Annotated in this window: 14 protein-coding genes; 8 read left to right on the plus strand and 6 right to left on the minus strand. The window is 39.4% G+C overall.

The genetic code is table 11. The features are described from left to right. Positions 1 to 8 precede the first annotated feature (8 nt). From MUA90_RS02320 to xylB, 4 genes are all read left to right on the plus strand, one after another. Entirely contained in the window at positions 9 to 1,367 is a 1,359-nt protein-coding gene (locus tag MUA90_RS02320; protein WP_262588081.1) for an acetyl-CoA carboxylase biotin carboxylase subunit, read from the plus strand. A 1-nt stretch (position 1,368) separates the two neighbouring features. Continuing rightward, entirely contained in the window at positions 1,369 to 2,127 is a 759-nt protein-coding gene (gene pxpA, locus MUA90_RS02325; RefSeq protein ID WP_262588083.1) for a 5-oxoprolinase subunit PxpA, read from the plus strand. A gap of 3 nt (positions 2,128 to 2,130) precedes the next feature. Beyond that, positions 2,131 to 3,360 (plus strand): NRAMP family divalent metal transporter, encoded by a 1,230-nt coding sequence (locus tag MUA90_RS02330; protein WP_262588084.1) that lies wholly within the window; start codon positions 2,131 to 2,133, stop codon positions 3,358 to 3,360. 235 nt (positions 3,361 to 3,595) lie between these two features. Further along, the gene (gene xylB, locus MUA90_RS02335; protein ID WP_262588085.1) at positions 3,596 to 5,092 is read left to right on the plus strand and encodes a xylulokinase; all 1,497 of its coding nucleotides are present in this window, start codon (positions 3,596 to 3,598) and stop codon (positions 5,090 to 5,092) included. Positions 5,093 to 5,302: 210 nt separating this feature from the next. Here xylB and MUA90_RS02340 read toward each other — a convergent pair whose 3' ends face one another. Further along, a complete protein-coding gene (locus tag MUA90_RS02340; protein WP_105994660.1) occupies positions 5,303 to 5,482 on the minus strand; it encodes a VraH family peptide resistance protein in 180 nt (59 codons plus the stop codon). 115 nt (positions 5,483 to 5,597) lie between these two features. Between MUA90_RS02340 and MUA90_RS02345 the strand changes: the two genes are divergently transcribed. Both MUA90_RS02345 and MUA90_RS02350 read left to right on the plus strand, forming a co-directional pair. Beyond that, entirely contained in the window at positions 5,598 to 6,173 is a 576-nt protein-coding gene (locus tag MUA90_RS02345) for a GNAT family N-acetyltransferase (RefSeq protein WP_262588086.1), read from the plus strand. 112 nt (positions 6,174 to 6,285) lie between these two features. After that, on the plus strand, positions 6,286 to 6,894 hold the full coding sequence (locus tag MUA90_RS02350) for a metallophosphoesterase (protein WP_262588088.1): 609 nt from the start codon (positions 6,286 to 6,288) through the stop codon (positions 6,892 to 6,894). Positions 6,895 to 6,958: 64 nt separating this feature from the next. On the opposite strand, the gene MUA90_RS02355 is transcribed toward MUA90_RS02350, so the two are convergent. From MUA90_RS02355 to MUA90_RS02375, 5 genes are all read right to left on the minus strand, one after another. Further along, positions 6,959 to 7,720, minus strand: a complete 762-nt coding sequence (locus MUA90_RS02355; protein WP_262588089.1) for a hypothetical protein — start codon at positions 7,718 to 7,720, stop codon at positions 6,959 to 6,961. After that, entirely contained in the window at positions 7,710 to 8,048 is a 339-nt protein-coding gene (locus tag MUA90_RS02360; protein WP_114604511.1) for a PadR family transcriptional regulator, read from the minus strand. Before MUA90_RS02360 ends, MUA90_RS02355 begins: the two co-directional genes overlap by 11 nt. A gap of 147 nt (positions 8,049 to 8,195) precedes the next feature. After that, a complete protein-coding gene (locus MUA90_RS02365) occupies positions 8,196 to 8,372 on the minus strand; it encodes a FeoB-associated Cys-rich membrane protein (protein WP_105994655.1) in 177 nt (58 codons plus the stop codon). Positions 8,373 to 8,384: 12 nt separating this feature from the next. After that, positions 8,385 to 10,379 (minus strand): ferrous iron transport protein B, encoded by a 1,995-nt coding sequence (gene feoB, locus MUA90_RS02370; RefSeq protein WP_262588091.1) that lies wholly within the window; start codon positions 10,377 to 10,379, stop codon positions 8,385 to 8,387. Beyond that, positions 10,372 to 10,608: a FeoA family protein gene (locus MUA90_RS02375; RefSeq protein WP_105994653.1), complete on the minus strand. Its 237-nt coding sequence runs from the start codon at positions 10,606 to 10,608 to the stop codon at positions 10,372 to 10,374. The genes feoB and MUA90_RS02375 overlap by 8 nt, the downstream gene beginning before the upstream one ends. Positions 10,609 to 11,365: 757 nt before the next feature. Between MUA90_RS02375 and MUA90_RS02380 the strand changes: the two genes are divergently transcribed. Then, on the plus strand, positions 11,366 to 12,070 hold the full coding sequence (locus MUA90_RS02380) for a YveK family protein (RefSeq protein ID WP_105994652.1): 705 nt from the start codon (positions 11,366 to 11,368) through the stop codon (positions 12,068 to 12,070). Positions 12,071 to 12,210: 140 nt separating this feature from the next. Further along, a complete protein-coding gene (locus MUA90_RS02385; RefSeq protein WP_262588093.1) occupies positions 12,211 to 14,094 on the plus strand; it encodes a polysaccharide biosynthesis protein in 1,884 nt (627 codons plus the stop codon). Positions 14,095 to 14,285 lie beyond the last annotated feature (191 nt).

Here is a 14,285-nt window from a genome sequence, read left to right on the forward strand (position 1 = left end):
AAATTATCATGTATCGTTGTTTAATTGCAAATAGAGGTGAAATCGCAGTACGAATCATTCGTGCATGCCGCGAAGCTGGAGTGGAAACTGTAGCCGTATATGCGAAAGGAGACGAAAAAAGTCTGCATGTGAGTCTTGCAGACGAAGCCATCTGTATTGGCGAAGCGAATCCGTTAGACAGCTATTTAAATATTCCTCGTATCATCGCAGCAGCAGAAATTACAGGGGCCAATGCCATCCATCCAGGTTATGGATTCTTATCAGAAAGCTCTGAGTTTGCGCAAAAAGTAGAAGAGAATGATATTTACTTTATCGGTCCGACAAAACGTACGATGGAAATGATGGGTGATAAAATCACTGCACGTCAGACAGTTGAATCTGCAGACGTTCCAATTATTCCTGGTTCTATCGGTGCTGTGCATTCTGTAGAAGAGATTGAAGAAATCGCAAAAGATATCGGTTATCCGGTTGTACTTAAAGCCGCAAGCGGCGGCGGAGGTAAAGGTATCCGTATCGTAAAAGATCCGAAAGATCTAGAGAAATCTTTCAAAGAGGCACAAAGCGAAGGCGAAAAATACTTCGGCGACGATCGTATTTATGTGGAAGCCTTTATCCCGGTTGCTAAGCACGTAGAGATACAAGTTATCGGTGACGGTAAAGACAACTACGTTCACTTAGGCGAACGTGACTGTTCAGTACAACGTAAAAACCAAAAATTGATTGAAGAATCACCATGTGCAGCATTAACTGAAGAAAAACGTACTAAAATCTGTGAAGATGCGGTTAAAGTCGCAAGAGCTTCAAATTACCGCAGTGCTGGGACAATCGAATTCTTAGTAACAGATGATGCGTACTACTTTATCGAAATGAACGCACGTATCCAAGTAGAGCATACAGTAACTGAAATGCGTGCAGACCGCGACTTGTTAAAAGCACAATTAGACTTATGGAAGAGCGGCACATTACCGTTCAGCCAAGAAGATATTCACTTTACAGGCCACGTGATTGAAGCACGTATCAACGCTGAAAATCCAGAACGCAAATTCCAACCTTCACCAGGCAAAGTGAAAGGGCTGCACTTGCCTCAAGGTTTTAATGTGCGTGTCGATTCATTGTTATATCCTGGCTATGTGGTATCACCTTATTACGATTCGCTTGTCGCAAAAGTGATTGTTAAAGGTGCTGACCGTACACATGCGATTAACAAATTGAAAGCAACATTAGATGAAATGGTGATTGACGGTTTCACAACAACTGCAGACTTCTTATATGCGGTATTATCTTATCCAGCTTACGCAGAAGGAGATGCAAAAGATGTCGATATCAAATTCTTAGATCGTCATCATATTATTAAGGGGGCTTCTTAAAATGCAAGTAGATTTAAATTGTGATTTAGGCGAAGCATTCGGTAATTATTCATTCGGCGGAGACCATCAAATTATTCCGCTGATTACTTCAGCAAACATTGCTTGCGGTTTTCACGCAGGCGATGAAAATGTGATGCATGAAACAGTTAAACTGGCAAAAGAACATGGTGTCGGCATTGGTGCACACCCTGGCTTTAATGATTTGCAAGGCTTCGGCCGACGCAAAATGGATTTATCGCTAGATGAGATTTACACACTTGTGGCATATCAAATCGGTGCGTTATCCGCATTCTGCCGTATACACGATGTCAAAATCAATCATGTGAAACCACATGGTGCCTTATACAACATGGGTGCGCGTGACAAAGATATTGCACACGCAATCGCACAAGCGGTATATGACGTGGACCCATCACTCATCTTAGTCGGCTTATCTAATACATTATTAGTATCTGAAGCAGAAGCTGTAGGCTTAAAAGCAGCCAATGAAGTGTTTGCGGACAGACGTTATGAAGAAGACGGCCAATTAGTCAGCCGTAAAGAATCAGACGCAGTCTTAACAGATACTGAAGAAGCAATTGAACAAGCAGTTAAGATGGTTAAAGAAAATAAAGTCACTTCGAAAACAGGTAAAGAAATTGATTTAAAAGCAGATACAATTTGCGTGCATGGCGATGGGGCACATGCATTGGAATTCGTGTCGAAAATCAGAGAAAGATTAACGAAAGAAGGTATTTCGATTACGAAATTAGGGGGTTAACATATGGGAGAGAACAAACAAGGCAAGTCGGAATTCGAGTTCACAAAGGAGCATAAGAGACTCTTATTAGGGTCAGTCTTCTTAATGGCGACATCAGCCATCGGACCTGCGTTCTTAACACAAACTGCAGTCTTCACTCAGCAATTCGCTGCAAGTTTCGCTTTTGCGATCTTGTTATCAATCATTATTGATATCGGAGCGCAAATTAATATTTGGCGTATTTTAGTAGTAACAGGTCTTCGTGGACAAGAAATCGCAAATAAGATGGTTTCAGGATTAGGGACCTTTATTTCCATCTTGGTTGCGATAGGCGGCCTTGCCTTCAACATTGGTAACGTGGCTGGTGCCGGTTTAGGTTTAAACGCTATCTTCGGCATCGATGTCAAATGGGGCGCCGCAATCACTGCAATCTTGGCGATTGCTGTGTTTATCAGTAAGAGCGGTCAAAAAATCATGGACTTCGTTACAATGATCTTAGGGGTAATGATGATTGGTATTACTGCTTATGTAATGGTGGCATCTAATCCGCCGTACTTAGAAGCAGCTGAGAAAATGGTATTGCCTGAACAACCAGGCGCATTAGTATTGCCGATTATCACATTAATCGGGGGTACAGTAGGCGGATACATCACATTCGCTGGTGCCCACAGAATCTTGGACTCAGGTATCAAAGGCAAACACTATCTGCCTTTCGTTAACCATTCAGCGATCGCTGGTATTTTAACAACAGGTGTTATGCGCGGACTTTTATTCTTAGCAGTATTAGGTGTTGTCGCAACAGGTGTTGCATTAAACCCTGAGAACCCGCCAGCATCAGTATTCGAACATGCACTTGGACCAATCGGCAAGAATATCTTCGGTATCGTATTATTCGCTGCCGCTTTATCTTCTGTTATCGGTTCAGCATACACAAGTGCAACGTTCTTGAAAACATTAAGCAAATCACTTATGAAACGCAGTAATATCATTGTGATTATTTTCATTGTAGTTTCTACAATTACATTCTTATTAATCGGTAAACCAGTTAAACTATTAATCATCGCAGGTGCATTAAACGGTTTAATCTTACCAATTACATTAGGTGTTATTTTAATCGCAAGTAAGAAAAAATCAATTGTCGGCGACTACAAACATCCGACTTGGATGTTATTATTCGGTGTACTTGCTGTACTCGTAACAATTGTGACAGGGTTCTTATCATTCCAAGGTTTAGCGGAATTATGGAACTCATAATAGAAATATATACAAACACACGGGCTGATTTTGCTCGTGTGTTTTTTGAATGGATTCTTTTCGCAAATGTTGTCTATTCTTATCGTGTACTTGTACGTTTAACATCACATTTTATGACAACTTTAATATATTTATTGTTGAAAAAGCGATATACTATAATCAATTAAGACAGAGACAATTCTTTTCATGATATTACAATAAACCTATCGTTTATCACAGAGAAAGGAAGATGTATATGACAAAAGAAGCGGTAATAGGAATCGACTTAGGTACGAGCGCAATTAAACTGATTGCAGTTGACCGCTCGGGCAACGTCATCGGCACACAAAGCGAACCGCTTAAACTTTATCAACCGTACCCGGGTTATTCAGAACAAGATCCGACAGAATGGCATGACGCAGCTGTTTTAGGATTAAAACATTTACTCAAACAAGAAGCCGTCACAAAGCATGAGATTAAAGGCATTTCATTCTCAGGACAAATGCATGGACTTGTGATGATTAATCAAGATGGGAAGCCATTAAGAAGAGCGATTCTATGGAACGATACACGTACAACACCGCAATGCGAACAAATCAAAGCAAAATACGGCGAACAAGTGCTAGGCAACCCGGTCGTAGAAGGTTTTACGCTGACAAAATTACTATGGGTAAAACAAAATGAGCCAGAATTATGGTCGCAACTCGATATATTTATGCTGCCGAAAGACTATTTGCGCTATAGTTTAACAGGCGAAGTACATACAGAATATTCGGATGCAGCAGCGACAATGTTATTGAAACCGCAAACGAAACAATGGGATAAAGCATTAGGTGCTGCGTTTGATATTCCGGACCATATCTATCCAGATCTGCTTCAATCACATGATCAAGCAGGCAGCCTTACAGAAGCGTTGAAGAAAGAGTTGAATCTCACAGAAGACGTTCCAGTATTTGCAGGGGGTGCGGATAATGCTTGTGCTGCACTAGGTTCAGGTGTCATCAGACCGAATGATGCGATTTGCAGTATCGGAACGTCCGGTGTGTTATTAATCTGTGAACCGATGGGAGAAGCAGAGGGGTATGGCCATAAAATTCATTTAATGAATCATGCTGTACCGGATGTAAACTATTTAATGGGCGTGACACTCAGTGCTGGTCACAGTTTAAGTTGGTTCAAGCGCGAATTCTATCCTGACGATGACTTTAATACATTGATGGAGGACGCCAAAGCATCTGATATCGGTGCCCATGGTTTGATTTTCACACCTTACTTAGTCGGTGAACGTACACCGCATGGCGATGCTTCCATTCGAGGCAGCTTTATCGGTATTACAAGCAGCCATACTCGCGGTGATTTCGGCCGTGCAGTTGTCGAAGGTATTACGTATTCTTTATATGATTCTCTGATTTATTTACGCAGTATCGGAAGAAATGTGACTAAGATTGTCTCAACAGGCGGCGGTGCAAAAAATGATTTCTGGCTTCAGCTTCAAGCCGATGTCTTTAATGCGGAAATCTATAAACTTAAACATGAAGAAGGACCAAGCATGGGAGCAGCAATGTTAGCCGCATACAGTTTAGGCTGGTATCCGACACTCAAAGACTGCGCAAAAGCCTTTATTCATTATGCTAAAACCTTCCAACCTGATTTGAAACGTCATATGGCATATGAGTCATACTTCAAAATTTATCAACAAGCCTACCAAGCTACACGCCGTATGACCAGCGAATTATTAGAACTGCAAAAATGAAAACATATCCTCTGATACTAAAACTATCAGGGGATATGTTTATCATCTGTGTGCAATAACACTGAACAATTGCTTATCGCACTTAATGCTATCCGGCTCTAAGCAATAGCGTTTTCGATAATAAGGCGAAGGGCGTAAAAACTAAAATACAGTTTCCACTTCCTTCTTCTTATTACTCAAACGCTGAACAATTGCTTATCGCACTTAATATTATTTGCCGTTTTTTTCTAGGTAGTATCCGATCCAAGCTGCTAATGGCAGACCGATAATAGGTGTTGTGATTGCGCTTAATGCGATAGCTGAAACAATCATGATAATACCGTTTTTAGAACCGAAACGCATGTGTTTGACTGTTTCGATAACGTCTTGTACATATTCTTTAAATGACATAAAAAGCCCTCCCTTTAAGAGTTGTTGTTAGATTATTCACATATAATATAACACTTTTTGAAACGTTTAGACATTAAAAGGGTAGTGCCTGATAAAAATAGAAAGAAGTGAAGGTATGGAATTTGAATATTTGTCTGAAGAGACCGAGCGGTTAGTGATTCGACCGCTGGAAGAAAAAGATTATGACATGTGGATGAAAGGTTTTTGCGGCAGAGATGTATCACAAAATCCATATGATGAAGGAAAGTTGGATATGTCTGTTTGTACAAGGAAATGGTACAAGCAGCTGATAGAAAAACATCAACGCTTGTTAAAAGCAGATGATATTTATATTTTTGGTATTTTCCGTAAATCAGATGGAGTACATATCGGCAACTTAGATGTTGTGACTTTGTCGCGCCAATATTTTCAGTGGGCTGAATGCGGTTATGCGATACATAATCAATTTTGGAGACAAGGCTATGGTTATGAAGCATTAGCAGCGATGTTGAAAATTGCGGAGCGTCGTTTAAAATACCATCGTATTGAAGCACATGTCAATATCGGTAATGAACCGTCTATCGGTTTATTAGAAAAAGCGGGATTCAGATACGAATGTACACGTGAACAATTCTTATTTGAAAACGGAGAATGGACAGACCACTATGTCTATTTTAAGAATTTAAATTCACAACCGCCAATTAATTTCTAAACCTATCAATTTTACAAAAAATTAAGAAACAAATTGCAAAATATTAGGTATACTATAGACAAGCAGTATTCTTGAAGGGGAAGTTCGAAAAAAGGAGGGGCACTCTGTCATCATGAAGGGCAGACTATTAGTATCATCAGACATTCATGGCCATGGAGAAGCCTTGGCCAAATTACTTGAATATGTAGACTATAATCCTAAACGAGACCAATTGGTATTACTCGGTGACTATGTAAATAACGGTCCGGATTCTGCAGGAACACTTAAAATGGTGCAGCAGTTACATAATGAAGGCGCAATTGTCTTGCTGGGGAATCATGATGTCCGCTGGATGAAGTCTAAAGAGAAACGCAAACGCAAATGGAAATCCGTATTAAAAGAGTTTGACAGTATGGCTAAGATTGATCACTATCTTTTTGTACATGCCGGCGTGAATCCCAAAAAATGTTTATCCAAACAAAAGATCACAGAAGTGACAGGCTTTGAATCTGATGCAAAACTGTCACGCAAGATTAAAGGAAAATGCGTCGTACACGGCCATGTACCTACAAGACGATATGGTGCTAAGAAGCATCGTATTCATGTCGAAGCACATACGATTGATATCGATACAGGTGCAGGACACGGCAAACGACTCTCGCTTGTTGATTTAACCCATCAGCATGTCTGTGCAGTAGAAGTCGACCGTTTGAAGAAAATACATGAATACAGTTATGCGTAAAAATAAACCAAAGGACATTTAAATCCTTTGGTTTATTTTTCATGCTCATCTTTAGCAACATATTTCATATATATATAAAGCTGATTATCATGAACAAAAGAAAACATGAAAGGGTTAACCATGCATCTGTTGTCGCAGCTGCCTTAGATTGTGTTGTACCGTAGATAGCTTGAGTAATGATAGATGGTAATACGACGATAATAATAACAAGAGCTAATTGCCAATATTTGAAGACAGCAGCAATAATTATTCCGAGTAAAGCAATAAAGCAACCGGTAATGAAACTTGTTTTAGGAGATAGAACCATAAATGTGTAGAGTTTGAAGTGTTTTGAAAGGAAAACACTTCCTAAGAGCACTGCCATTATCACGATACCGTTAATCACGCTGAAAATATAGAATTTAGCGGGTAAAGGGTCATCCGGATTCAATACGCTGCCCCATTTCACAACATAATATTTTATTAATTTCCAACTTATTATTCCTGTCGCAAGCACTATGATAAAGTGAATCAGTTTTCCGAGTGTCAGCGCAAAGCTGCCGGAAAAGAAGTCGGGGAGTATAGTGATAATAAATAAAATGCCTACAATCATCGCAATAAGGCGTTTCCATTTATGATCTTTTGGGACTTCTTGCGAAATTTGGTTAATGTAATGTTCAACAGAACCGCCTGTCACATCATCAACGCTATGCCCATGTGCTTCTGCTTCAGTTAAATGGTCTCTGAGTTCATCTTCGATTTCATTAATGGATTGGTCATCTTTTCCGCGTTCCATTAATGTAATACGCAGTTTCATCAAGAATGATTCTGCTTCTTTACTTAACATCTTTGTCACTCCTTAATAGATTATTCATACCTTGGTTGAGCGCAAACCATTTATTTCTGAAGTTGTCGAGTTCTGCTTGTCCTTCTTGTGTAATCGTGTAGTATTTTCTTCTTGGACCACCGGTGTCAGATTTGCGTGTTTCGCTTTGGATGTATGCTTTTTTGCTTAAACGCAGTAGGACAGGATAAATACTGCCGTCGCTGATCTCAGGGAAATTTTTCTCTTTCAGCTTCTCAAGTATTTCATAACCGTAAGTTTCACCTTGTGCAATTAAAGCTAAAATAGCGCCATCCAATAAGCCTTTCATCATTTGATTAGAAATTGTCATAATGTCACCTCGTTAAGATAGAGGAAAGTTTAACTATCTTATAATGTAAGATAGTCTATTTTCTGTTCTTTGTCAACTATCTTATAATAAAAGATAGTAGGATGCAAAAACAGCACACGTCCATAGTCTAGTACGTGTGCTGCTGGATTATGATGCTTTGTTTTGATGTTTTTTCATGGCTTTCGGCATGGAATGTCCGCAGCCTTTATTGATTTCGCAAGCTGCGCATTTGCCTTGTTTGGATTTCTTGAAGAAGCGGATAATTGTAAATGCCGCATAGCCTAAAATGAGTAGTAGAATAATACCATTGATTAATAATGTCATATTGATTGCTCCTTAACTAAAGAGTTGGCTTGCTTGATAGAATACGAATGCAAGGATGTAGGCGATCGCAATCGGATAAAGCGTTGCGATGGCTGTCCATTTCCATGAGACGGTTTCTTTTCGAATGGCCGCAACAGTGGATAGACACGGAATGTACAATAAGATAAACAACATAAATGCATAAGCAGATGCAGGTGTGAAATGGCTCGCAATCATATTAGTCAAACCTTGGCTGTCTACTGCGTAAATGATAGCCATAGCACTTACAACAACCTCTTTAGCTAAGAAGCCTGGGATTAATGTAGCGCTGGTCTGCCATGAACTAAAGCCTAATGGAATTAATAATGGCGCAATCGCTGCCCCGATTAAATGCAAGAAACTTTGATCCACATCTACACCGAAACCTCCTGGGCCTGCATAGTTTAACAGCCAAATGACAACAGAACCGCCGAAGATAAATGTACCTGCTTTTTTCACAAAGCCTTTTGCTTTTTCCCAAGTACTTCTCCATAATGTTTTCGCAGAAGGCAGACGATACGGCGGCAATTCAATCACAAAGACTGAGTTTTCTTTTTTCAAAATTGTTTTCGTCATCACAAAGCTGACGATTAAAGCAACGACAATACCGATGACATAAAGGCTTAAGACAATCAATGCTTGGTGAGTCTTAAAGAATACACCGACAAATAGGGCATATACCGGAAGACGTGCCGAACATGACATAAATGGAGTAATTAATATCGTTGTCAGGCGTTCTTTCTCTTGTTCAATCGAACGTGTTGCCATAACACCCGGCACATTACAGCCGAAGCCGATAATCATAGGGATGAACGATTTGCCGTTCAAACCTAAACCTTCCATAATTTTATCCATGATTAATGCAATACGTGCCATGTAGCCTGAATCTTCTAATACAGAGATGAAGAAGAATAATATTAAGATTTGCGGTACAAAGACGAGTACTGCACCTACACCGGCGATAATACCATCTGTAATTAAGGCATGAAGGAACGGATAAAGTCCTAAAGCATTCATACCTTGATTGATCCAATCGGTAAACGTACCACCGATAAATGCGTCGAGCTGATCGGATAACGGCGTGCCTATCCATGAGAATGTCGCTTGGAAAATCAGCCACATAATTACAAGGAAAATCGGGATGCCGACATATTTATTCGTTAAAATTTTATCGATTCGATCAGTAAGGTATTGTTTCTTTTTATCTGGATGTGAAATAACATCTTCAATGAGGGTATCGATAAATTCGGTTCTTGAACGGCGCATGCTGTCTACAATAGAAAAGTCTAATTGTTGTGCAAGCTGCGTTCTGATTGCTTTTAAAGCGTCGATGTTGTGAGCGCCGATAAATTGTTCAATCGCAGGATTGCCGAGCAGATATTGTACTGCGATGAAACGATGGCGTTTTTCTGGGAGGTCTAGATGTTGTTTTAAATAGTGCTGAATTTCAGCAAGTGCATGTTCTACGTGATGTTCATAAGGAATTTTCAGAGGCTGTGATGTCGATAATGTATCTTCTTTTAATAATTCCAAAATGCTTTCGATGCCTTGGCCGCTTATTGCGACAATCGGCAATATCGGTAATTTCAACCGGCGCATCAATAAATTGCGGTCAATCATAATACCGCGCTTCTCAGCAACGTCGCCCATATTCAGACATAATAACAAAGGAGCACCGAACTCCATAAGCTGTGTAGTCAAAAGCAGGTTGCGCTTTAATTGGACGGCATCTACGATATTGATGATTTTCGAGAAATCATCGTGCAGCAAGTAGTCTGTAACGACAGTTTCATCCTTTGAAATAGGGAGTAAGTCATAAATACCAGGCAGATCGACTAAATCGCCTTGTTTATCTGTTAATAGACCGACTTTCTTTTCAACGGTTACACCGCTCCAGTTTCCTACATATTCATAAGAACCGGTTAATGCGTTGAAGAGTGTAGTTTTGCCGACATTCGGATTGCCGACAATACAATACGTATTAGACATCAGCTTGCTCCAAAGTGATATTGCATGCATCGCAATGTCTGATTCCGATACATTGTCCATCCATTTCTAATGTGCATGGGCCTTTCATAAAGAACTTCTGACGTACTTTAATCTTACTTCCGACAGTAAAACCAAGTGCGCTTAAACGGTGCGCAAGCTTTGTATTATCAAATTGCATATTGATAATCTTATAAGTTAAACCAGTTTTTGCGTTCGCCGCATCTATCATAATCAACACCTCTTCCAATACTTCTAATTGATAATTGTTATCAATGATATTTTACACTAATTAAAAGACTACTACAATATAAAATGATACAAATAATTCGAACTTTGTTTGAACAATCATTGGAATATTTGTCTCACCCCTTTTGATTGAGCAAATGATTGAAATATAAATCATTGAAATTTAATGTTTTGGTAACTTTAAGCCTATTGCCTTTTTACTTTATCCTATATTTTAATTTAGTTTATTGAGACTTAATGTTTTTAAAGATTGAATTCAGTGCTGCACTGTCATGCTGGGATAGATGTCATCTAACAGAGTTCGGCACATGAAAGCCGTCTGGACTGTTATGTGCTGGTGCTGGTATTGATCTTATTTTGAATGTTTCCATATTACAGATGATGTCTTCTGATGGGAAGATTGTTTTGCTAGAAAGGCTGGCACGTTTGATTTCTGATAATTGACACAAATAGATGTGCAGATGAAGGCAGAATTATATATTGAATGTGAAGCGGATATGAAGCAGACGTTGCGTTATTCTTAATTTGATGTGATTTTAATTGCGATTGTCATTAATTGTGATTAAAGAATGTAAATTAAGTGTAAAACTTATGCAACGATTCAATTAATATGAATGCATTTAGAATGTTTTCTATTATAATGAATCACAAGCGGTCGGATTCGTCGTGAAAGCAAAGCAGCAGCAACGCTTCTGACATGTAGCATTCAATTTTCCGCATTACGGAGGTAACGAAGCAATATGGAAGAAAATAATAATTTTGATTTTTCAAAAACATTGGAGATAATCAAACGCAATTTAAAGTGGTTGATTATTTTACCCATTGTGGGGCTCTTATTAAGTGTGGTGCTGACGGCATTTGTTGCACAACCTAAATTCGAAGCAACATCACAAGTGCTCATTAAAAAGAGCGATAAAGGTGATTTGACAATGGCTGAGAAGTTCCAAGCCGATTCACAAATTGTGGCTACATACACTGATATCGCTAAAAGCCCGCGTGTATTAGGTAAGGTGGCAGAGGAAGTAGGCAACGATGAAGACGCAAAATCTATCAAAGAAAAAGTTGAAGTCAACAATCAGCCTAACTCGCAAGTGCTGAACTTTACCGCAACAGCAGAAAGTGAAAAAGACGCTAAGAAAATTGCGGATGCTTCCGCAGAGGTCTTTAAACAAGAAGTAGGGGATTTATCGCAAGATGGCGGCATTGATATTTTGTCTAAGTCAGGCGATGATGTGAAAGAAATTTCATCAAGTATCGGCAAGAATGCAGTTGTAGGATTCGTCGCAGGTTTCATTATTGCGGTGATTGTCGCATTAATCCGAGAATTTTTGAAGAAGACTAAAACCCCTGCATCACATACAAGCAAACAACAGACACAACATACAAATCAACGCAGACGAACAAAAAGAGAAGATTTAACACAAGATGACTTTGAAACTAGATAATCAGCTAGTTTATCAATAATCATTTTAGAGGAACAGCGGGTTGGGATGGCAGATATTCCCAACCTTTTCCTGTTCAAACGTACATACTTTATATTCGGCACCTAGTTCAGACAGAGATCAATTAATTGAGGTGAAATATAGTGTCAAAAATTTCAGCAAGACAACAGCGGCTGATGTTACTGCTTGTGACCGACTCCATCATTGTCGCATTTTCTGTCTTCTTAAGTTACTTAATTCTCGAACCGTATTTCCGCGGTTATTCTTTAACATTGCTTATCCTATCTTCACTGGTATTGCTCTTCTCGCATCATATCTTTGCCAGTGTGTTCAATCTCTATCACCGTGCATGGGAATATGCCAGTGTCAATGAAATGATCGTCATAGTCAAAGCGGTCACTTGTTCCATGGCGATGACAATCTTGATTGTGCCTTTCTTTACACATGAAGGACCTTTCTTAAGATTGTACTTCATCACTTGGATGATGCATGTGTTGTTAATCGGCGGTTCAAGACTGTCATGGCGTTTATTCCGCAGAACATTGAAGACAAAAGGCAAGAAGCGTCAAAATACTTTAGTCATCGGTGCAGGCGAAGGCGGTTCAATGTTAATGAATCAAATGTTGAAACGTCCGACAATGGGATTAGAACCTGTTGTTGTAGTCGACGATGATCCGAAAAAACAAAAATTGACGATTACAGAAGGGGTTAAAGTACAAGGTGTCATTGATGACATTCCGGACTTAGTACGCAAGTATCGTATTAAGAAAATCATTATTGCGATTCCGACTTTAACACAACAGCGTCTAAGAGAAATCAATGATATTTGCGAAAACTTAAGCGCAACGGTATTGAAAATGCCGAATATTGAAGAGGTTATGTCTGGTAAATTAGAAGTCAGCCAGCTGAAAAAAGTAGAAGTGGAAGACTTGTTAGGGCGCGACCCGGTTGAATTAGATATGGAAATGATTTCTAAGGAATTAACACATCAAACAATTATGGTTACCGGCGCAGGCGGTTCTATCGGTTCAGAAATCTGCCGACAAGTCTGCCGCTTCGCACCAGCACGTATCATCTTATTAGGTCATGGTGAAAACAGTATTTACTTAATTCACCAAGAACTTCAAAAGCAATACGGCGATCAAATCGATATTGTGCCGGTCATTGCGGATATTCAAGACCGTTCAAGAATGTTTAAAATCATCGAGCATTACCAACCCTATGTGGTATATCACGCAGCGGCACATAAACATGTACCGATGATGGAATACAATCCAAGCGAAGCGATTAAGAACAATGTTCTCGGTACCAAAAATGTGGCAGAAGCTGCACGCAATGCGCGCGTTTCTAAATTCGTAATGATTTCAACAGATAAGGCAGTTAATCCGCCGAACGTTATGGGTGCGTCTAAACGTGCTGCAGAAATGATTGTACAAAGTATGAATGAAGCAGACTGCAAAACAGACTTTGTGGCGGTTCGTTTCGGCAACGTATTAGGTTCACGCGGTTCTGTAATTCCATTATTCAAGAAACAAATCGAAGCCGGCGGTCCGGTGACAGTAACGCACCCTGAAATCACACGTTACTTTATGACCATTCCTGAAGCTGCACGTCTGGTATTGCAAGCAGGTGCGATTGCAGAAGGCGGAGAGGTCTTCGTATTGGATATGGGAGAACCTGTGAAGATTGTCGACCTTGCGAAGAACTTGATTCGCTTAAGCGGTTATAAAGACGGCGATATCGAAATCAAGTTCAGCGGTCTCAGACCGGGTGAAAAACTATATGAAGAATTATTAGATGAAGATGAAATTCATCCTGAACAAGTCTACGAAAAAATCTATCGCGGAAAAGTAGAGAGAATGAAAAACGATGATGTACTCCGCATCTTGGATGAAATCATTCATAGTAAAGACTATAAACAAAAATTAATTGATCTTGCGAATCATCGCTATGAAGAACAAAACGGCAAATCGGCGAAGGAAGATGAAGGTAATACAGACATCCCGCCCTTTCGTCTAATCAAATAAAATGAATCAAAAGTATCTGATTATCATAAAGATGACCAGATACTTTTGTTTGTATTTGACTATTATAGGTTAAAACCCTAATATTAGCAGTGATGTTAACGTAACAAATGAGGTAATATCACAACTTGATAACACATAAGTTAAAGACATTAATAAGTGGTGATAAGTGACTTATACATAAAGAATCAGTT

Origin of the sequence: Staphylococcus sp. IVB6181, from assembly GCF_025561445.1 — a bacterium.
GTDB classification, from domain to species: Bacteria; Bacillota; Bacilli; order Staphylococcales; family Staphylococcaceae; genus Staphylococcus; species Staphylococcus simulans_B.

Bases quoted from the DNA above. Each gene is read 5' to 3' on its own strand.
- MUA90_RS02320 (WP_262588081.1), top strand. From the start codon at position 9: ATGTATCGTTGTTTAATTGCAAATAGAGGTGAAATCGCAGTACGAATC.
- pxpA (WP_262588083.1), top strand. From the start codon at position 1,369: ATGCAAGTAGATTTAAATTGTGATTTAGGCGAAGCATTCGGTAATTAT.
- MUA90_RS02330 (WP_262588084.1), top strand. From the start codon at position 2,131: ATGGGAGAGAACAAACAAGGCAAGTCGGAATTCGAGTTCACAAAGGAG.
- xylB (WP_262588085.1), top strand. From the start codon at position 3,596: ATGACAAAAGAAGCGGTAATAGGAATCGACTTAGGTACGAGCGCAATT.
- MUA90_RS02340 (WP_105994660.1), bottom strand. From the start codon at position 5,482: ATGTCATTTAAAGAATATGTACAAGACGTTATCGAAACAGTCAAACAC.
- MUA90_RS02345 (WP_262588086.1), top strand. From the start codon at position 5,598: ATGGAATTTGAATATTTGTCTGAAGAGACCGAGCGGTTAGTGATTCGA.
- MUA90_RS02350 (WP_262588088.1), top strand. From the start codon at position 6,286: ATGAAGGGCAGACTATTAGTATCATCAGACATTCATGGCCATGGAGAA.
- MUA90_RS02355 (WP_262588089.1), bottom strand. From the start codon at position 7,720: ATGTTAAGTAAAGAAGCAGAATCATTCTTGATGAAACTGCGTATTACA.
- MUA90_RS02360 (WP_114604511.1), bottom strand. From the start codon at position 8,048: ATGACAATTTCTAATCAAATGATGAAAGGCTTATTGGATGGCGCTATT.
- MUA90_RS02365 (WP_105994655.1), bottom strand. From the start codon at position 8,372: ATGACATTATTAATCAATGGTATTATTCTACTACTCATTTTAGGCTAT.
- feoB (WP_262588091.1), bottom strand. From the start codon at position 10,379: ATGTCTAATACGTATTGTATTGTCGGCAATCCGAATGTCGGCAAAACT.
- MUA90_RS02375 (WP_105994653.1), bottom strand. From the start codon at position 10,608: ATGATAGATGCGGCGAACGCAAAAACTGGTTTAACTTATAAGATTATC.
- MUA90_RS02380 (WP_105994652.1), top strand. From the start codon at position 11,366: ATGGAAGAAAATAATAATTTTGATTTTTCAAAAACATTGGAGATAATC.